The organism is Bosea sp. 685, from assembly GCF_031884435.1.
Lineage (GTDB): Bacteria > Pseudomonadota > Alphaproteobacteria > Rhizobiales > Beijerinckiaceae > Allobosea.
On sequence record NZ_CP134779.1, the window covers coordinates 4,192,986 to 4,212,981 of the forward strand.

Annotated in this window: 15 protein-coding genes; 7 read left to right on the forward strand and 8 right to left on the reverse strand. The window is 62.2% G+C overall.

Annotated features, from left to right (window positions below):
• Positions 1-42 precede the first annotated feature (42 nt).
• From RMR04_RS20820 to RMR04_RS20830, 3 genes are read left to right on the forward strand one after another with little or no spacing between them, the layout of a single operon-like run.
• On the forward strand, positions 43-1,137 hold the full coding sequence (locus tag RMR04_RS20820; protein ID WP_311910275.1) for a putative 2-aminoethylphosphonate ABC transporter ATP-binding protein: 1,095 nt from the start codon (positions 43-45) through the stop codon (positions 1,135-1,137).
• Positions 1,134-2,849, forward strand: a complete 1,716-nt coding sequence (locus RMR04_RS20825; RefSeq protein WP_311910276.1) for a putative 2-aminoethylphosphonate ABC transporter permease subunit — start codon at positions 1,134-1,136, stop codon at positions 2,847-2,849. Before RMR04_RS20820 ends, RMR04_RS20825 begins: the two co-directional genes overlap by 4 nt.
• A 21-nt stretch (positions 2,850-2,870) precedes the next feature.
• Complete coding sequence (locus RMR04_RS20830) at positions 2,871-4,535, forward strand: Na/Pi cotransporter family protein (protein ID WP_311910277.1); 1,665 nt, start codon at positions 2,871-2,873, stop codon at positions 4,533-4,535.
• A gap of 459 nt (positions 4,536-4,994) precedes the next feature.
• On the opposite strand, the gene RMR04_RS20835 is transcribed toward RMR04_RS20830, so the two are convergent.
• The 5 genes from RMR04_RS20835 to RMR04_RS20855 all read right to left on the reverse strand — a co-directional run bounded on the left by RMR04_RS20835 (position 4,995) and on the right by RMR04_RS20855 (position 11,733).
• Positions 4,995-5,450, reverse strand: coding sequence for a PaaI family thioesterase (locus tag RMR04_RS20835; protein ID WP_311910278.1), 456 nt, complete (start codon positions 5,448-5,450; stop codon positions 4,995-4,997).
• Positions 5,451-5,459: 9 nt separating this feature from the next.
• Positions 5,460-6,422, reverse strand: coding sequence for a tRNA dihydrouridine(20/20a) synthase DusA (gene dusA / locus RMR04_RS20840; RefSeq protein ID WP_311910280.1), 963 nt, complete (start codon positions 6,420-6,422; stop codon positions 5,460-5,462).
• 310 nt (positions 6,423-6,732) lie between these two features.
• Complete coding sequence (locus RMR04_RS20845; RefSeq protein WP_311910281.1) at positions 6,733-8,304, reverse strand: Fic family protein; 1,572 nt, start codon at positions 8,302-8,304, stop codon at positions 6,733-6,735.
• Between the two features lie 776 nt (positions 8,305-9,080).
• Complete coding sequence (locus RMR04_RS20850) at positions 9,081-10,505, reverse strand: DUF2235 domain-containing protein (RefSeq protein ID WP_311910282.1); 1,425 nt, start codon at positions 10,503-10,505, stop codon at positions 9,081-9,083.
• A 172-nt stretch (positions 10,506-10,677) separates the two neighbouring features.
• Positions 10,678-11,733, reverse strand: coding sequence for a hypothetical protein (locus RMR04_RS20855; protein WP_311910283.1), 1,056 nt, complete (start codon positions 11,731-11,733; stop codon positions 10,678-10,680).
• A gap of 264 nt (positions 11,734-11,997) precedes the next feature.
• Between RMR04_RS20855 and RMR04_RS20860 the strand changes: the two genes are divergently transcribed.
• Both RMR04_RS20860 and RMR04_RS20865 read left to right on the forward strand, forming a co-directional pair.
• Positions 11,998-13,443: a hypothetical protein gene (locus RMR04_RS20860; RefSeq protein ID WP_311910284.1), complete on the forward strand. Its 1,446-nt coding sequence runs from the start codon at positions 11,998-12,000 to the stop codon at positions 13,441-13,443.
• 80 nt (positions 13,444-13,523) lie between these two features.
• Positions 13,524-15,665 carry a di-heme-cytochrome C peroxidase gene (locus RMR04_RS20865; RefSeq protein WP_311910285.1) on the forward strand — a complete coding sequence of 714 codons (2,142 nt, stop codon included), beginning with the start codon at positions 13,524-13,526 and terminating at the stop codon, positions 15,663-15,665.
• 68 nt (positions 15,666-15,733) lie between these two features.
• On the opposite strand, the gene RMR04_RS20870 is transcribed toward RMR04_RS20865, so the two are convergent.
• From RMR04_RS20870 to RMR04_RS20880, 3 genes are all read right to left on the reverse strand, one after another.
• Positions 15,734-15,865 (reverse strand): hypothetical protein, encoded by a 132-nt coding sequence (locus tag RMR04_RS20870; protein WP_311910286.1) that lies wholly within the window; start codon positions 15,863-15,865, stop codon positions 15,734-15,736.
• A 346-nt stretch (positions 15,866-16,211) separates the two neighbouring features.
• On the reverse strand, positions 16,212-16,853 hold the full coding sequence (locus tag RMR04_RS20875; protein ID WP_311910287.1) for an NrsF family protein: 642 nt from the start codon (positions 16,851-16,853) through the stop codon (positions 16,212-16,214).
• A gap of 85 nt (positions 16,854-16,938) precedes the next feature.
• Complete coding sequence (locus tag RMR04_RS20880) at positions 16,939-17,511, reverse strand: sigma-70 family RNA polymerase sigma factor (RefSeq protein ID WP_311910288.1); 573 nt, start codon at positions 17,509-17,511, stop codon at positions 16,939-16,941.
• Positions 17,512-17,678: 167 nt separating this feature from the next.
• Between RMR04_RS20880 and RMR04_RS20885 the strand changes: the two genes are divergently transcribed.
• Both RMR04_RS20885 and RMR04_RS20890 read left to right on the forward strand, forming a co-directional pair.
• Positions 17,679-18,608, forward strand: coding sequence for a CE1 family esterase (locus tag RMR04_RS20885; RefSeq protein WP_311910289.1), 930 nt, complete (start codon positions 17,679-17,681; stop codon positions 18,606-18,608).
• Between the two features lie 72 nt (positions 18,609-18,680).
• Positions 18,681-19,955: an OpgC family protein gene (locus RMR04_RS20890; protein ID WP_311910290.1), complete on the forward strand. Its 1,275-nt coding sequence runs from the start codon at positions 18,681-18,683 to the stop codon at positions 19,953-19,955.
• Positions 19,956-19,996: the final 41 nt, after the last annotated feature.

Below are 19,996 nucleotides of genomic sequence, written 5' to 3' on the forward strand. Positions count from 1 at the left end.
AGCGCATCGCGACGCGCGCCGCCAATCACAAGGCTCGACGCCATGAACCTGCATAATCCGGCTCCTTTTCTGTCAATTCGCGGCGTCACGAAGAGCTTCGGCAGCTTCAAGGCGCTGCGCGGCATCGATCTCGACATCCGCAAGGGCGAGTTCGTCTGCTTCCTCGGCCCTTCGGGCTGCGGCAAGACCACGCTTCTGCGGGCGATCGCTGGGCTCGATCTCCAGGACAGCGGATCGATCCACATGGGCGGACGCGACGTCTCCCGCGCGGCCCCCTCCGAGCGTGATTTCGGCATCGTCTTCCAATCCTACGCGCTGTTTCCGAACCTCACGGTCGCCGACAATGTCGGCTACGGCCTGGTCAACCAACGCAGGCCGTCTCGCGATGTCACCAGGCGGGTGGAAGAACTGCTGACGCTCGTTGGCATGCCGGAACAGAGCAAGAAATATCCGGTCCAGCTGTCGGGCGGACAGCAGCAGCGCGTCGCGCTCGCACGGGCGCTGGCGACCTCGCCGGAGCTGCTGCTCCTTGACGAACCACTATCCGCGCTCGACGCCAAGGTCAGGCTGCGTCTGCGCGACGAGATGCGCTCGCTGCAACAGCGCCTCGGCGTCACCACGATCATGGTCACGCATGATCAGGAGGAGGCGCTCGCCATGGCCGATCGCATCGTCGTGATGAATGACGGCGCCGTCGAGCAAGTCGGATCGCCCGAGGAGATCTATCGCCGCCCGGCGACACCGTTCGTCGCCGATTTCGTCGGCCACATGACCTTCCTCGACGCCATCGTCACCGGCCCGGGACGCGTACGCGTCGACGAACTCGATCTGCTCGTCGCCAATGCCACGCCATTCGCGGAGGGGACGCCGGTTCGGCTCGCCATGCGGCCGGAGGAAGTGCGGACCCGATCGATCTCGGCGGATACGCCCAATTGCTTTGAGGCGACGATCGGCGATCTGGCGTTCCTGGGGTCTTTCTGCCGTGCCCATCTGCAGCCGACGGGCTCGCAGAAGACGCGCATCGCCGCAGATTTCTCGACCAACGCCATGCGCGATCTCGGTATCGAACCCGGCCAGGTGCGGTCGGTCTCCTTCCCGCCGGAGTCGCTGCACGTCTTTGCCGGAGCGCGGCGATGACCGTCGCCGTGCAGCCTGTCGCCATGGCCGCCCCGGCAGCGAAGACCGGTTCCCTTCATGCAAGCGAGCGGCATGTCGCGGCCGCGCTGATCCTGGCCCTATGCGCCGTTCTCGTCCTGATCATCGCGCTGCCGCTCTGGGCCCTGCTCTCCAAAAGCCTCGAGGATGTGAATGGACGCTTTGTCGGGCTGGCGAATTTCGTAACCTATGCGACCACGCCGACGCTGATCTCCTCGCTCGGCAACAGCTTGCTCGTGGCGGGCGCCACCACGGCGATCGTCATCCCGGTCGCGTTCTTCTATGCCTATGCGCTGCGCCGCAGCTGCATTCCCGGCAAGGGGCTGTTCTACGCGGCAGCGATGGTGCCCGTCTTCGCACCATCTTTGCTGTCGGGCCTGGCGCTGATCTATATTTTCGGAAACCAGGGCCTGCTCAAATCCTGGATGATGGGCGCTTCGCTCTATGGCCCCGTCGGCATCGTCGCGGCCGAAGCGTTGTATAGCTTTCCCCATGCCGTGCTGATCCTGGTCACAGCGCTCGCCCTCTCCGACGGTCGCCTGCGCGAGGCCGCCGAGGCGATGGATACGACGCGCTGGCGCATGTTCCGCACCATCACGCTGCCCGGTGCACGCTATGGCCTGATCAGCGCCACCTTCGTCGTCTTCACGCTCGTCGTCACGGATTTCGGCATTCCAAAAGTCATCGGCGGACAGTTCAGCGTTCTGGCCACGGACGCCTATCGCCAGGTCGTCGGCCAGCAGAATTTTCCGATGGGCGCTGTCGTCGGCATCATCCTGCTCGTGCCCGCTGTCCTGGCCTTTTTTGTCGACCGGATGGTGCAGCGGCGCCAGAGCGCCATGCTCTCGGCCCGGGCAGTGCCTTATACGCCGAAACCCGAACCGCGCCGCGATACGGCTTTGCTGGTTTTCGTCATCGCGACCACGCTGGCCGTCGTCGGCCCCTATCTGATCGCGGTTTGGGGATCCTTCGTCAGCTACTGGCCCTACAACCTGTCGCTGACGGTCAAGAACTATGACTTCGCCGCGGTTGAGCCGTCCGGCTGGGAGACCTATCGGAATTCCCTGGTCCTGGCATCACTCACCGCGGTGATCGGCACAGCCCTTATTTTCACCGGCGCCTATCTTATCGAGAAGCTGAAGCTGTTTCCCCGGATGCGCGCCTTCGCGCAGTTCCTGGCGATGCTGCCGATGGCGGTCCCCGGCCTCGTGCTCGGGCTCGGCTATGTCTTCTTCTTCAATGCCGGCTGGAACCCGCTCGGCTTTCTCTACGGCACGCTGGCGATCCTGGTCGTCAACACGATCGCGCATTTCTACACGGTCGGCCACATCACGGCCCTGACCAGCCTCAAGCAGATCGACAGCGAGTTCGAGGCGGTCTCGGCGTCACTCAAGGTGCCGTTCTGGTCGACATTTCGGCGCGTCACGGCTCCCATCTGCCTGCCGGCCATCCTCGATATCGGCGTCTATGTCTTCGTCAACGCGCTCACCACGGTGTCGGCCGTGATCTTCCTCTATGGCGCGGACACCAAGCTCGCCTCAATCGCGATCGTGCATATGGACGAAGCCGGCGCGATCGCGTCCGCCGCCGGCATGGCGACCGTGATCATGGCCACGGCCATCGCGGTGAAGCTCGCCCATGTCGGCCTGGACCGGCTGGTCTTCGGCCGCCTCCAACGGTGGCGGCAGCGCTAGTTCCGCGAGGAAGGCAGCACCATGCCCGGACAGACGCCGACCCAGATTCTGCTCGCTCTTGCCGGTGAAGTCGCGCTGCTGCTCTGGAGCGTTCAGTTTGTGACGGCCGGGGTCTCAGCCGCGCTCGGCAGCCGCTTGCGCTCTCTCCTGGCGGACGGCCTGAACAGCCGCTGGCGGGCCTTCGCCGCAGGTGTCATCGTGACCGCCGGCCTGCAATCGAGCACCGCGACCGCGATGATGATCGCTTCGTTCGCGGAGGTCGGTCTGATTGCGCTGGTGCCAGCTCTGGCCATGATGCTCGGCGCGAATGTCGGCACGACATTGATCGTCCAGTTCGTTGCGTTCGACACGAGCACGGCGATCCCGCTCCTGCTTCTTGGTGGCTATGTCGGCCTGCGTCGGTTCAGCGGCGTCACACCGCGAGAATGCTGCCGCGCGGTCTTTGGTCTCGGCCTGATGTTGCTGGCGCTGCGCCTGATGCAGGCGACCATGCAGCCGGTCGAACATTCTCAGACGCTCAAGGTCGTGCTGGGCGCACTTTCGCAGGATCCGCTCGTGGCCCTCTTGCTGGCCGCTCTGCTGAGCTGGGCGGCGCATTCGTCGGTCGCGGCCATCCTGGTCGTCATGAGCCTCGCCGGGGCTGGCGTCATCGGCCTGGAGACCGTGCTTGCGATGGTGCTGGGCTGCAATCTCGGCACCGCGATGAACCCGCTGATCCAGTCTCTCAAGGGCAACCCGTCATCGCGCCGCGTGCCCGTCGGCAATGTTGCCAATCGCCTGATCGGCTGCTTGCTCGGCCTGGCGATGCTGCCTCTCCTCGTTCCGCAGCTCGAGCGGCTCGCGATATCGCCGCTGCAGGTCGCGGCCTTCGCCCATCTCATCTTCAACCTGATCATGGCATTGGTCTTCCTGGCTCCGCTTCCCGCCATCGCCGGGCTCCTGATGCGCGGCTTTCCCGACGCCTCGCCCGACAGCGATCCGGCGCGGTCGCGCTATCTCGATCGTTCCGCACTCAGGACACCCGCAATCGCCCTGTCCAATGCGACGCGCGAAGTGCTCCGGATGGCGGATGTCGTCGAGGAGATGCTTGCCGCTTCACAGGATGCGTTCGCCAGCAACGACACCGGCAAGATCCTCCAGATCAGCCGCACGGACGATGTCCTCGACAGCCTCTACAACCAGATCCAGCTCTATGTCGGCGCGATCCGCCATGATGCGCTCAGCGAGGCCGAGGAGGATCGCCTGAATGCACTGCTGTCGCTGGCGATCAATCTCGAACATGTCGGCGACATCATCGAAAAGAACCTGATGCAAATGGCGGGCAAGCGAATCCGTGATCAGCGCCGACTGCCCGCCGACGATCTCGAACGGATCAGCGGCATGCATGGCCGACTTCGCGACCACCTGCGCCTCGCGGTGAACGTCTTCATCTCGCAGGACGAAGCGATGGCAAAAAGGCTCATGCACGAAAAGGAGATGTTCCGCGATCTGGAGCGCGACGCGGTCGAGCGGCACCTGGCCCAGATGCGCACCGGCCGCGCAGAGGCGCTTGCCGTCAGCGCACTGCAACTCGACATCACACGAGACCTCAAACGCATCGATGGTCACATCGCGGCCACCGTGCACGGTCTGCTCGAGCGACGCGGCCTGTTGCAGAGCAGCCGCCTCCTGCGCGCAGCCGAGTAGGTTGCTGAGCCCGCTATCGAAGCCCCTGCTGCCATTCGTTGTCAGCCCTGATCTGGTCTCGGTGGCATCGACTCCGAATTCGATGTCTCAATTCGCGCAAGCGATGAACATCGAACCCGAAGGGCAAAATGCACGACACGTTTGGAATGTCGGACGCATTATCGGACCAAACCCCTCGTCTAACGGGCCGGATGGCTTCGGGGATTGCCCAGCCCTGGAGCAGGATGCGGAAAAGTGGGAACCGGTTTTCGCATTGATCCTGCTCTAACTTTTGATGAGAGACGGATTCGGATTTCAGATGGGATGACTGTGTGTTTTCATCTGAAATCATCCGGCTCTAGGGCGATTTTGCCCCCACCAGAGCGTTTTCGAGCGAAGTGGACACCGGTTCGCGTGAAGAGAACGCGTTAAAACAAGGATCTTGAGCGGTTGAACGATCCAACTGGATCGGAAACCGCTCTAATCGGACACGCCCTCGCGCCCGGCGATCGTCATGCAGGTCGCGGTCAGCATGGCGCAGAGCTTGGTGGTGCCGCCCGAGATCGCGAAAACCTCGGCCATGGCGAGCGTCAAGGTGCGCCCGGCCTTGATCACCTTGCCCTTGGCAAGCAGGCGCTCGCCGGCGGCGGGGGCAAGCAGGTTGATCTTGAACTCGGCCGTCAGCACGCCTACCCCCGCCGGCATCGTCGTCAGCGCCGCATAGCCCGCGGCGGAATCGGCGATGCTCGCGACCGCGCCGGCATGGACGAAGCCGTGCTGCTGGGTCAGATGCCTCGAGACCGGCAAGTCGATCTCGATCTCGCCAGCGCCGACATGCAGCAGCCGGGCGCCGAGCGTGTTCATGAAGGCCTGCTTGGCAAAGCTGTCGGCAATCCGCCGGGCCATGTCCTCCTGTAGGGGCGAGACATCCGGCATGAACAATTCCTAAGCGGCTGCGACGGCTGCGTCTTCATAACGCGAAACATGCGCCGCCGCCGCGCGCAGATCGGCAAGCCCCGCCTCCGCAGAAACGCAATGCTCGGCGAGATGGCGACGGAACAGGCGCGCGCCGCGCTGGCCCGGGAACAGCCCGACGAGATGGCGCGTGAAGGCGTGAAGCCGCCCGCCCCGCTCGAGATGCGCCGCGATATGTGGCTCCAGCGCCTCCAGCATGGCGAAGGCGTCCGCGACCGGCGCAGCCTCGCCGAAGAGCAGCGGATCGACCTGGAGCAGGATCTCGGGATTCTGATAGGCCTCGCGGCCGATCATGACGCCGTCGAGACGGGCGAGATGGCCGCTCCATTCGTCAGGCGCGCGAATGCCGCCATTGATGGTGACGACGAGGTCGGGATTGGCGTCCTTCAGCCTGTAGGCGCGCTCATAGTCGAGCGGCGGCACCTCGCGGTTCTCCTTCGGCGAGAGCCCCTGGAGCCAGGCTTTGCGGGCATGGACGGTCAAGGCGTCGACGCCGGCCGCACGCACCGCCGCAGTCAGCGCATCCAGCGCCTCTTCCGGATCCTGATCATCGACGCCGATACGGCATTTCACCGTCACAGGGATGGCAGCGGCAGCCTTCATCGCCGCGACGCAATCGCCCACGAGCGCCGGCTCGCGCATCAGGCAGGCCCCGAAGGCGCCGCCCTGGACGCGGTCAGAGGGGCAGCCGCAATTCAGATTGATCTCGTCATAGCCGAAATCGGCGCCGATCCGCGCCGCTTCAGCCAGCAGAACGGGATCATTGCCGCCGAGCTGGAGCGCGACCGGATGCTCGAAATCGTCGAAGCCGATCAGGCGCTGGCGATCGCCCCGGATCACGGCCTGCGCCGTCACCATCTCGGTATAGAGCCGGGCGCGGCGCGACATCAGGCGATGGATGATGCGGCAATGCCGATCAGTCCAGTCCATCATGGGAGCGACGGAGAACCTATGTGATTGATAGTGCTGCATTATATCCAGGCGAGAGCGGCGCAAGTCATGCTTTGCGAGCCCTTATACGCGAAATCGGGCGATTTTCGACCGGTTTCGCTGATCGGGGGTCTGCTCCGCCGCTTGGCTCCATCTCGACAAGAGGCGGTCCGCGCCAGCCCGCGAGATCGAAGCGCCTTGTCGGCGGACGTTCAGCCAAGCCGCAGCGTTTACTGTCGTTGAGGCAAGGCTGCGATAAAACTGACGCTATCGCACCAGATGCATCCCCGCCGCCCAGCGACCCGTTCTCGTACTATTCTCTCAGCTGTTCAGACCCGACATCAAGGCTCAGGCGAAGGTCTGCGAAGATCGCTTGTATCTCCGCGGTCTCCTCATCGGTCAGGGCGGCAAATTCCCGCTCACGTGCCCGCTGCGATAGCCGCCCCTCATTCTGCCTCAGGAATCGGAACAGCAGGTCCAGCAACCTGTCCGGCATGTCGATCATCCCCGCGACACGGCCCTTGAACGTGTCGTAAGCCCGAAGGAAAGCGGTCTCCGCTGGCAGATCGACATCGACCGTGCGGGCGACGCAGGCAAACAGGAACTCGGCATGCGGGGTCGCGTCGAAATAGCGGTAGAAATCGATCGTGTCGTTCAGCACCTCGACATTGCCATGATCGGTCGGTCGCCAGCGCACATGCGGAAGCAGGCGGCGCGAATAGCTCTCCAGGGTTCGGCGGTAGTCGTCGATCCTGTCGAGGATCACCGCCGAGACAGGAAAGACTAGGCCTGGCGGGTTGAAACCGCGCTCAGCCAGCACGTGATGGATGAGATAGCGGTGCAGGCGGCCGTTCCCATCCTCGAGGGGGTGGATATAGATGAAGCCGAAGGCCAGAATGGCAGCGGCAAGCACGGGATCGAGCGCCCGGGCCGCGCCTCTGTCGAAAGCGGTCAGTCCTGCGACCAGCTCAGGCAAATCCTGATGCCGTGCGCTGATATGGTCAGGAATGGGCGCGCCCGTTTCGCGCTCATGCTCGCCGACGAAGCCGCCATCCTGACGCAGCCCCATATGGACGAAGCGCGCATCGCCGATGACGATACGCTGCAGCCGCTCCAGCTCGTCGCGGTCGATCGCTCGGCGACCCGCCTCCCCGATGACTTGGCCCCAGCGCTGGATTCGGTCCTGCGGCGGGTCTTCCCCTTCGATCTGGAAGCTCGATCGTGAATCCTTGAGCAGCAGGAAGGCCGCCGTCCGCGCGAGCAGATCCGCCGGCACTCCCGCAGCAAGGCGGCGGGCCTCCCCGGCCAGATCGCGGACGAGGAACGCCTCCAGCGCCGGTGTCCGGAAGATCATCGGGCAGAAGCCGGACGTGCCCGGCAGGTTGTTCTTCACACGATGACGCGTAGAGGTCGTGCCCTCGATCGCCCATTGCAGCTTCGGATCGACGATCAGGGCGTAAGCCCCCTGCCCAGCATCCGGCAGATCGAGCCGCTCCTCCAACAGCCATTCAAAGAGAAACCACACCCGCCGGGCATAGGCACCCGTCGGAGCGGCCCGCACCATACTGATGATCGCATCGGGGCCGGCGGCACGAAACAGGGCCTTCAGCACGACCAAGTCCAGCCCTTCATAACGCAGGGCGAAGGTCAGGTGCCCCACGAGATCGGCATCTGGCGCGTGGCGGGGCGTATAGATGCGCCAGCCATCGGCTTGGTAGACCTTATGGCGAGGGCCGATCGCCGCCAGGGTGAGCGGGACCGGAGCCGCCAGATCATAGGCTTCGATCAGGGCCGCGTAGCCGACAGGCGTGGCCTCTTCCGGCAAGCGTCTGCCGTGAAAAACCGTCACGGCGCCTGAAAATGGCTTCCACTGCCCCTTTTGCATGAATTTCGATATCTATCCATGAAAATTGATTTATATATCATTATCTCATGAAATTCGATAACAAACAATCACAAACCGCTCGAAACGATTCCGCGCCATAATTTCGATCACGAGCCCCGCGCCCATCTTGTGTCGGTCTTTCGAAAAATGCCCGCATACGCTCGCGATGATCGGGCGCACCAGAGCCGGCAGGCAATCAAACCTACGCATCCGCGCGCTCTCTCAATTTATGGGTTCACGACCTGGAACTGCCAATTTGAGCGGGCTCGCATAAAGTCTGCACACAAAACCAAACGAGACATTGAAGACACCTCATAGCTTATCCAGCTCGTCATCGGCGCCTCGGAAAACCTATAGAGTTGATAGCCCTGCATTCTCTCTTGCGAACCGGTGCATACGCGGCGTTTCGCGCGCCACCGGGGGGCCAGGCGCCGGGTCGATCCTGGCAAGGCCCCTCGACACCCCAAGCCTGCCCCGCTTGAATTGCTCCAGCAGCAGCCGGGTCAGCACAATGCAACTCGGCAAGTATAGCCCGGCAAGCACAACATGGCGTCTCCCAATCGCGAGCGTCTCATTCGTCTCAGTCGAGACCATGCAGCGCAAAGCCAGATCCTGTAGCCTCGAAACCCGCCGACAGATCAGGAATGGCCCGGTGGTTCCATCGTCGCCTGGACCGCAAATGCAGTCCTATATGCAGGCAATGGCCCTCGGCCATGATCCGCAAGCGACGCTTCCCCATCCGGAGCGCCGCCGGTTAGCCCCCTCTGCCGGGACGATCATGCCTGGTAGTATTGCCGAACATCTTGATGCTCACACAGCGAAGGCGGGCGATAGGGCTTGAAATCGCCATATGAAATCACGCCGAGCGCCTGGAACCGTTCCAGGACGGAGGGGTGCAAGGGCGCATTATGAGGGATATTGCGGAAACCCTCCGGCCAGCCAATGCGATCCGGCGCGAGAAAGAGCGACAGGGTCCAAACGAACCAGCGTGACCAGCCCGCCAAGGTGTTTTGCCGTTCGTCATGTTGCATTCCCGTCGGCAGCGGGAATGTTCTAAGATACCTCTCGTCGACGAAAATCGGGCAAGGCAATTCCTTTGCCTCGTCGGTCATCCATTTCAGCGAAATGTCCGACAGCCGCGATTCCGGCTCTATGTAGCTGCCTCCGACGTCGGAATGCACGCCGCAGAACCAGATCTGTTTGAAGCGTTCTGGGCCTTCACGGCCGGCAAAAAAGTCGGCCGAACCATCTTCCGCCCAAGCCACTCGCTGGAAGTCCCGGCGGTTCTCATCGATCGCAAGGGCATGGCGTGCGTAGTCCACGCGGGGGTTGAGCGTAGTATCGTAAAAAGCCATCCGATACTTCGCCAGGCTCATCCATTGCCTGTAGCGGAAGCTCATAATCAAATAAGCAATTCCGGAGATCGCGACGACCGTGAGAAGGCTCCCCCACCAGGACATTTTCTCTATGGCGTTCGGCAATTGCGATGCGAACAAACGGCTCAGCATATAAACCGCTGCAGTCGATAAGAAATACGCGATCAGCGATATCACTATCAGCGGAATCCAGCCCACTCCCAATGTCGCAACCGTATCCCACACACCGATAAAATAGGGTGGCGCGTTGGATCGATCGTCCTCATTTGAACCATAGGTTTCCCGAAAGGCAGCCGCCTTGGCCAACCGCTCCGCTTTCTTCGGGTCGTCTTTGATGGAGCTGCCGTGCTGGTAAACGCTTTTCACCGCTTCCGCTGCGATGGCTCGAGCCGTGACGGGATCCCGGCGCAGTGGTGATTCGTCCTTCATGCGGGTTGGCACGCCGCAAAGGCCCAGAACGCCGGCAACGCACCTTGCCGTATAAGCCCCACGGCTGAAACCGAAGAGATAGATGCGATCGCCGGGCTCCCAAACCCGCAGAATCGCTGCGTAGCAATCGATGATGTTGCGGGTGATCCCCAGGCCGGTCGCCCCGCTCATGATGTTGTAGATCTTGCGCATCCATGAAAATCGGTATCCGCCGCCATCGCTGGCGGAGCCCAGGCCGGGGTCATAGAATGCGAATTGTCGGGCTGGATCGATATCGCTTTCGGGACCGCATCTGGTTGCCCTGAATAATTTGTAGACATTGCTGCGTGCCTCGTCAGGGAAGAGCCCTCCAGACTGGCCCGTCCCGTCAGAAAAGATAATAATATTCTTCCCCATATTGTCTTTCTTTCCAAATGCTGTTGTTGATTACGTTCCTGGCGAAAATGCTGCCACTCTGACGCCATCACACGGCCCGGGAATCAATACCCTCCAATTTAGCAGACGATCAGTTCGATCATCATTGTCTATCTACAAGACTTAAATCGCGAACGGCATCATCAGCATCCTCTCATTTATTTAATAAACCCAGCTTTTTAAGGATAGGCTGACACACTTCATCCTTTCTGCCGTAGGTTGGACAGTAAATATTTGCTGCCCTGAGGTCTGTTTTGGGGATTTGGCAGTCGCTTCTTACCTGGCAATTGGTAGCCATCCCCGACATTCCAACAACGAAACGCAGGCTGTCATGACCCATCGTTCCCTTCGGAACCAATTTGAGCGGGTACCAGCGGTAAGTAGGGGTGTCCTGCTCCTTGAATATCCAATGGTGCAGCTTGGTGAGCTCGTCCCGCTTATCATGAAGGTGAACAATCACGGCTGCATCGTGAGGAGCATCATAGACGTGCTTGTTCGTCACAAACGATGTATCCAACACCACTGCTGAGACACATGGGAAGCCAAAAGCAATGTGCTGGGCAAGCCCCCCACCTAGTGAATGACCGGTTGCGATCCATCTTATCGTCTTACCCGGCGCTAACTGCTGAACCCGGTCCCGCGCCTTCGCGAAGTCCCGCCGGGCCGAGTCATAGGCATTGTCGATCGGCAGAAAGCCCGTGAACCAAGAAAAATTGGCATACCAATCCCAGAAATTCGTGAACCTTGTGCCACGAAACGCGGCAATTGCTAGCGGCTCCGCTCCGTCCCTGAAATGTATATCCATGTCTGGGTTAATGTGATCGGCGTCAGCTATCAGCTGAAATTGGGAAGCGTAATATGAGAGCGTAAACTCAGAATTGAATTTATATTTGTAGACGTTCAAGCTTGCGATTGCGAACGGAAGATAATCGTTCGACGCCAGCTCTTGGTTGTATTTTTCGTAAAATGGCAACCCATAGCGCTCGCATGCTTCTGATTTTCCGGGATCACCTTTTGAAATCAGCCCGACCTTAATACTCCCAACCGTAACAGCGTACGTCAACGCACCGCTCAATGCCAACAGAAGCGAGCATCCTATTATTGCAAAGATAATCTTCTTAAGCAAAGCAGCCCTCAATCCTTTGTTGTGGCTTTTATACGCCTTATCTGCAGAATGATACCGTAACGTCAATGACGTATAATGGCGCATTCTCTCAGAAATTCGCCTTCACTTAAGGCCACTCCTAGATTCTATTACCTAGAGGAATACACCTAGACGAGCTTGGGAATTCGGGCAATAGATGTTTTTGACGGTCACGGAGCAAATTGGTGGCGATCATTGGAGTTTAAGGGCTCGATTTGGAGAATTCGCTCCCGCTTGCCGCCCGTTATGGATCGCGCGTTCGAGGCTCAATGCATTGGTTTACTTGTATTTTATCGAAAAAATCCTTACTCTTGAAAAGTGAAGCATGAAATGGCAAATGCTCGCAAGACATCCGGTTGGCGCGCGGCTTTTGTTGCATTGGGCGCACTTGGCGTGACAAATATTGGCGGCAGGCTCTCCAGCCATATCCAAGATTTACCGTTTGATTGGTTGGGAGGGCCGGCGCAGGCCAAACCTGCAGCCTCGCCAACCCTGCTCTCGAGCGCGGACGTGTCCTGGCTGTTTCCGGCTCCTCTCAAGCGAGCGGATTTGAATCGCGTCCTGGCGATCAAGGACCTCGTGTCGAAAGACCCCAAAAACCCAACCCAACAAGAGCCGGTGTGGCCAGACAGCGCCTTCAAGCAGCTCCTCGCGATCGCCGCTAGCCCGGCCGGCCAGGTCGACGGGTCAGCGCGGATTGGCTTGCCCAAGGACGCGCTCACGATCGATGCCTGGCACATTGCAGGCATTCGCATTGATGCCGGCGCTCCCGGGCTTTCCAAAAACATCATCGAACAATTCGGCCAATCTCCTCAGATTCGGCTGATTGTGCAGCCGGTCATCAAGAATGCCGCCGGCGAGCCCGAAATCCAGGATATCGCGGTCCACCTGATCTACACGTTCACTGACGGCGAGGACGCGCCGGCTCAGCCCGGCTGTTTCACACGGCCGAAGCCGGACACCGCCGCATTCAAGCAGATTGTCGTGGAGCTCACCGACCTTAAAACCAAACTGGCCGCAGGGCGATTTGGGCGACACCGGGTGACGACCACAACCGCGGCCTTAGGGGCGCATCCCGGATTGACCGATGCAACCACGCGCGACGGCGTTCGCATTGCCATGAAGGCGTTTCTCGAACGCCATCTCAGCGGTGCGCGCTTAAGGGCCATGGCAATCATGGGACTTCCTGCCGACAAGGCAGAGCCATGGATTTTCCTATCGATGGCCCCGATCCCGGCCGGTGTCTCGCCGCTTCTGCCGAATGGTGGATTCATCCCGGTTCACGGCCCAGCGCTCGATGGAACGCAGTTTGCGCAAATGCTGGACCCGAACGCCTCCGGCAACAAGGTCGTTCCCAAGCCGTCACCGAACAACCTGAACCCCATCACCTGTCAGCATGCTGCCCTGATCCAGCCTGTTCCAGAGCCCGCGAAGCGCAAGGGCGTCTCGACAGCAGATCTGTTCGCCGGGCAAACGCCGGGCCCGGCCGAAATCAAAACGATCCTCGATACGATCGCAGATCCCAGGAAGAGCCATTTCTTCAACACGGACTGCGTCAGCTGTCACACCGATACGCGTCGCAGCATCGAGTTGCTCCAGACGAAAGCGATCGCCGGCGTCGACACGAAGGCTTTGCCGAACGGGCCGTGGAATGTTCGCAATTTTGGCTGGTCCCCACCGATCGAGGGACCGGTTCAGGCGACGGTTTCGCGACGCACGGCGGAAGAAACGGCTGAGGTCGTCAAATTCATCAACGATTCGCTGGCGGCAAAGTAGCTGCGATATCGTCCAGCGCGGAACCGGGCTCCGACGCTGCTCCACCAAACTGACGCGGTTCTCAACATCGGGGTAGCAACATGTCGAAGCGCGCATCATGGGTGAAGGTTGTTCGGCGCGGTTTTCTGGGTCTGGCTGCCCTCATCGGTCTGGCGCTCATCGCGGCCATGCAGTTTCCCGATGCCCTCAAGCAGGCATTCCCGGGCACCCCCATTGATCTGGCATTGCGCCCGACACTGCCCGTTCGTGCGCCGATCAAACAGGCGCAGTGGCTTGACCAGAACTGGTCGCAGGCCGATCGCCACTGGTTCCATCATGCGTCTCAAGGCACGGCGACCATTCCTGTTCCTTACGCGTGGTTTGTCGCGCTGGAACAGCCCGAATTTTCCTATCTCGGGACGCCCGGCCTTCTGACCGAGCCGGGTTATCTGGAGCGGTTCGGTTTCATACCCAGCCCACGCAGCTTGGACACGGGGCTCGAAACCTTACAGCGCTACGGGTATTTTCCCTCCACCGAGGCAACAATGACCGTGGCCACTGCTGTGCCCCGGACCGGCGCCGACAATCTGGACGGCTTACCGGTCGGTTTTGCGCGCATGCCAGGACGACAAGATCCGACCCGCGGATCGCCAATGCCGGATCAATTGGGTTTCACATGTGCGGCCTGCCATACCGGACATCTGACGTATAAGGGCACAAGCCTGCGGTTCGACGGCGGTCCCGCCATGATCGATCTGGGGAAACTCGAACAGGCCATCGGACTTTCCATCTACTACGCCTGGTGGGTTCCGTTTCGGTTTCAGCGCTTTGCAACCCGGCTGTTGGGGCAGGATCCCGCGCCAGAGGCGCTCGCCAAGCTGAAAACGGATATGACAGAGGTGATGGAGGGCTTGAATCTCCGTTTAGGGAATAGAGAAATCATCAAGGCGCGCAAAGACAAGAACGGCGACCCCGAACGAGATACGATCGAGGGTATCGGTCGGCTCGACGCCTTAAATCGTATCGGCAACCAAGTATTCTTCGAAAATTTGCGGATTTCAGACAAATCCTCTGACGCACACGCTCAAAGCAAGGTCCCCGATACCAATCTCGCTGCGCTCCACGCTCCCGTCAGCTTTCCGCCGATCTGGGGCACGCCCTGGTTCTCCTGGGCGCAATATGATGCATCGATCCTGCAGCCACTCGTTCGCAACGCCGGTGAAGCGCTGGGCGTGTCCGCCAAGGTCAATATGGTGTCCGCTACCGACCCGGCGACCTTTTTCCGCTCTTCGGTCATCCTTCAGAACCTCTATTGGTTCGAAGAATTGCTGAAAGGCGACCATCCGTTCAGCGGCGATACAAAGGGCTTCAAGGGGCTGGCTGCCCCGCACTGGCCGAGCCAGTATTTCGCCGACGACCCCAAATGGCGCATCAATGACGAACGCGTGGGGCGAGGGCGTGCCCTCTACAAGCAGTTTTGCGTCGAGTGTCATCTCGGACCGGCGCGGGATCCAACCTTCGATCGGACTTACCCCGAAGCGTCGCTGTGGACTTCGCAGGCCTGGAAACACAAGGAGAGCCCGGCCGATACCGTCCTCAGTGTCGTTCAAAAACCGGCCGCCGCAATGGGAACCGACCGTGAGCAAAGCAATGTGCTGCAGACGCGCAAGGTCGAGATCCCTGATGTCCTAAAAATGGATCCGGCCAAGGAATTGGGTGAGAACTGGGGCTGCACCGATGTTCCAGGGAAGGTCGATGGCAAAGAGCTGTTTGCGCCAGCCTTGATGGCGGTGGTCGATCGGGTCGTCGCTCGCTGGTTTGAAGACAACCAAAGCTCGGCACCTTTCAAAGGCGACATCATCGGAACCCGGCCCAACTGTCCAAATAAGAATGGTCCCGTATACAGGGCGCGCCCTCTGGACGGCGTCTGGGCCACAGCGCCATATCTCCACAACGGTTCCGTTCCCTCGCTCTGGTGGATGCTTTTACCGGCTTCCGCCCGCCCAACGCGGTTTTGCCTGGGCGCGCAGGACTTCGACCCTGGCCATGTCGGGTTTCCTCCCCTGGCAGGTCAAGCCGAATGCAAAAAAGGTGAGTTCACCTTCGATACCGCCCATATCGGCAACAGCAACTCTGGACACTCTTTTGAAGGAGATGGTCAGCACTTGCCCAATGGCGTGATTGGCCGAGCGCTGAGCGAGCCGGAGCGTCTGGACCTCATCGAATATCTCAAGACGCTGTAGGTGCGAGCCGTCGGTGAAGCCGGTGATTGGGTATGGTGCAGTCGCATGAGATCCTCATCACGGGATCTTCACCCCATGATGTCAGCGACGATCTTGCGCAGTTCCGCGCGGGTAAGGCCGCAGGGCTCGGGCTTCCAGTTCGGATCGGATTTTCGGGGTGCGGTCTTGGCCGCGTTCGTCAGGTTGGCCGCGTTCGTCATGTCGGGGCGCTGATGCCCGGTTGCAGGCTTGGTTTCAGTGGTGTGGTGCATAGTCATCCATTCGCGACGCGGCTAAGCCGCGCAGCAGTTACGTCCTAGGGAAATCGGCGGGCGCAGAAGCGCAGCGGCACGCTGCATTCGGGCAGCGGTCAAACTTCGATGAATGCGGGTTCCGGGCTCGGCGCTTGATCAGCGCATCGGGAGCCGGCCGAACGAATCGTCGCCGAGCCACAATCTGTAAAGGCACAATGTGGCAAATTCAGGCGCCCGGATCGAATAGCGGCTCCCCACCCCGCGCCATCTGCCAAACTCGCAACCATCGGTCAAAGCCGGCGGCTGTGCCGCCTCACCAGCGGATCAGGCGCGGGAAGGTGAGTGCGCCGAGGCAAGCCATGATCGCGATGGCGAGCGTGTACCAGGTCGCCAGGAATGGCGCCGTGTCGTCAGGGCAATGCAGGCTGTAGGCCACCGCAGCGAGACCGGCCGAGGCCAGGCCGGCGCAAGCGCCGGTGAGACGCCCATTCGTCGGAGCGCCCCGGCGCGCCAGCAGCAGCAGGACGACGAGAGGACACAGCGCATAGAGCGGCACGGCGATAAGGCAGGCGCGCCAATAACGGCCGAAGACCAGCGCGCTCCACTGCTCGACCGGCGCCTGGTTCAGGCTCAGCAGGGCCCAGCCCGTCACCAGCAGCAGCGGAATCGCGAGCATCGGCAGGAGCCGCGCTGCCTTCAGCCCGGGACGCAGGCTCCGCTGGAACAGCACGAGCGCGATGGTCGCGACGCCGGCTCCGAACATGGCCTTGGCGATGACCGGAAGCGTCATCCAGGCGCGGGCGAGATCGGGCCGTGTGCCAAGCGTGACGAGGACGAGCCCGACCGTGACCGCAAGCGCCGCGAGCGCGGCGATACCGGTCGCGCGTCTGAGCCAGCCGGTGTCGACCGGCTGGTGGCTCGCGGCCATGAGGGAGATCAGGTCGTTGGTTTGCATGTCTGATCTTACGAATAAGTTCGGTTCGGGAGGGAATTCGCGGCAAACCGGCGAAAGGTTACGGTGCATCGATCTTGTATCGGGCTCATGCCGTGTGTGTCCCGCGCTTCGACAGGAATTTCGCCATGGCCTGCAAGCCGCGATGGATCGCGACCTTGGCCGCCGTCTCGGTCATTCCCGCGGCGTTCGCTGCCTCGGCCACGCTCGTCCCTTGAATCTTGACCCGGTCGATCAGAGCGCGTGTGCGCTCCGGCAGAGCCTGCATCGCGCGCTCCAGATCGAGCCTGGCATCCGGGGCGGCGCTGTCGGGCGCGGCCAGTTGAAAGGCCTCCTCGTCGATCGGCAGGTTTGCGGCGTGACGCCCGCTGCGGCGCAGATGGTCGACGAGCTTGTAGCGCGCGATCGCATGGGCCCAGGCCGTCACCGGGCTCGCAGGATCATAGGTGTGGCGGGAGAGATGCAGGGCCAGCAAGGTCTCCTGCAGCACGTCCTCGGCCTCGCTCGCCTCGCTGCGACCGGCGCGCGCCAGCATCTGTCTGAGATAGCCGCGCAGACGCAGGCTGATCGTATCGAGGAAGAGCCGATAGGCCGCGGCATCGCCGGCCAGGGCAGCCAGGAAGACGGGGCGCAGCTGCTTTTCGAGTTCCAGGAGCGACAAGGCTATGCGCTTTTCCGGGGATGGCGAGGCAAAATCCGGCTTATTCCGTCGCATGCCGTCACTGGGCTCACAAGCCCGTGACCTGGCGATGAACCCCGCTGGCCGACACTATAGGCTCGCGCCTGCGGGAGGCGCTGTGTGGGCGCGCATGCACAGGAGCCTCGGAGATGAGCGCGAGGGATTTGGCTGCGGGACAGCGTCTTGCGCGCTGGATAGCGGCTCTTGCCACCAGCCTTGTCCTGACCGGCCCCGCGCCGGCCCAGAATCCGACCGACCGCAAGCCTGCCAATCGCAAGCCTGCCGATTCCTGCCCGACCGAGGGCGGCTGCCTGGTCGATGGCGGTTCTTACCGCATCATCCTGCCACAAGTGCCGGCCGGGCAGCGCAGCGGCGCGATCCTGTATTTCCACGGCTATCAGGGCTCGGCTGACGAGACGATCGCCGATCAGGGGCTCGTCGGCGTGGCGCAAAACCTCGGCGTCGCCCTGATCGCGGCGGACGGCATGGCCCGCACCTGGTCCTATCCCGGTTCGCCCGGCCATAACCGCGACGAGTTCGCCTATGTCGGCCACGTTCTCGACGATGTCGCACGGCGCTTCCCGGTCGACCCTGGCCGGATCCTGGCAAGCGGCTTCTCGCAAGGCGGCTCGATGGTCTGGTATCTGGCCTGCCGGATGCCGACGCGCTTTGCCGGGTTCGCGCCGATCGCCGGCGCCTTCTGGGAGCCGCTGCCGAGCGGCTGCGCCGGTCCGCGCCCGAACCTGATCCATGTCCATGGCGTGAGCGACACCACCGTGCCGCTGGCCGGGCGCAGCTTGCGGTCCGGCTACAAGCAGGGCGATGTCTTCAAGAGCTTGGCGATCCTGGCGCCTGGCGGCTGCACCGCCTCCTTGGTCGCCGAGACGCAAGCGCCGGCCGATCCCCCTGAACTGAGCTGCCGCCTGGCGAGTGGCTGCGCCGGCCCGGCCCGGCTCGAACTCTGTCTGCATACTGGCGGCCACATCGCCTCCGCCGGTTGGGTCGAGCGCGCCTGGAGGCTGATCATGCCGCCCGAGGTGCCACTGGGGCGCACCGGCGCCAGGCTCACTTTTCCGTGAAGATGTAACCGTGGCGCCGGCCGCTGCGATCTCTCCCACGCAGCCACTGACGCGGCCCGCCGGAGACCCTGCATGCGCCACACTTCTTTGACGAGCCTCGCAAACAGCGCCAACGACACCGCGACCGGGCCCGCCGCCGGCCCCTCCCCGCCAGCGGCGAAGCGGCCGCGCGACGAGCGGCTCGACTTCTTCCGCGGCCTGACCATGCTGATCATCTTCGTGGCGCATCTGCCGGAGAACAGCTGGAACGCCTTCATCCCGGCGCGCTTCGGCTTTTCCTCCGGCGCAGAGCTCTTCGTCTTCTGCTCCGGCATCGCCAGCGCGCTCGCCTTCGGCAGCGTCTTCGTCCGGCGCGGCCTCTGGCTGGGCACCGCGCGCATCGCCTACCGGATCTGGCAGGTCTATTGGGCGCAGCTTGGCCTCGTGCTGGCGCTGATCGCGCTCGCAGGCCTGCTCGACCGCGCCTTCGGCTTGGCCGAGCTCGCCAGGCAATTCCCGCCGCTGCTGAGCGACGCGGAGACCGCGCTCTTCGGCCTGGCCACCCTGACCTGGCAGCCCGATTATCTCGACATTCTGCCGATGTACCTCGTCATCCTGGCGCTGGTGCCGGTCATGATGGTGCTCAGGCGCCTCCATGCCGCCCTGCCCTTCCTGCTGGCCGGTTTGCTCTACGCGCTGGTCTGGACAGAGGGCCTCAACCTGCCCGGCAATCCCTGGAATGGCGCCGGCTGGTTCCTCAACCCCTTCGCCTGGCAATTCGTCTTCTTCATCGGCTTCTTCATCACGATGAAATGGCTGCCGGTGCCGCGGCTCGGCGACACCAGATTGATGCTGGCCGCCGCCGGCTTCATCCTGCTCTGTGTGCCGCTCTCCTTCTGGGGCATCCTGGAGCATTGGCCGGCCGCGCAGGCCTTGCGCGACCTGATCATCCCCGAAGCCGAGAAGAGCAACCTGCATATCCTGCGCGTGTTGCATTTCCTCGCTTTGGCCTATCTCGTGCTGAGCCTGATCGAACCCTGGCGCCAGCGGCTCGACAGCGGAGCCGGCCATCTCCTGATCCTGATCGGCCGGCAGTCGCTCGCGACCTTCCTCGCCAGCGTCGTGCTGGCGCGCCTCGCCGGCACGGCCGCCGACATGCTGGGGCGCGGCGAGGCCAGCGTCGCGCTGCTCAACCTGGCAGGCTTTGCGCTGATCCTCGCGGTTGCCGTCATCGTCGGCTGGTTCAAGAGCCAGCCCTGGGCCGGGCCGGCGCCCAAGCCCGAGCCCAAGTCAGAGCCCAAGTCAGAGCCAGTGCGGCAGGACGGGCCGGCCGCGGCCCTGCCAACACGCGTCCGTGAAGCGAGTTGATCTCCGTTTGAACGGCGCCCTGCGAACTCCCCGATGAGCGC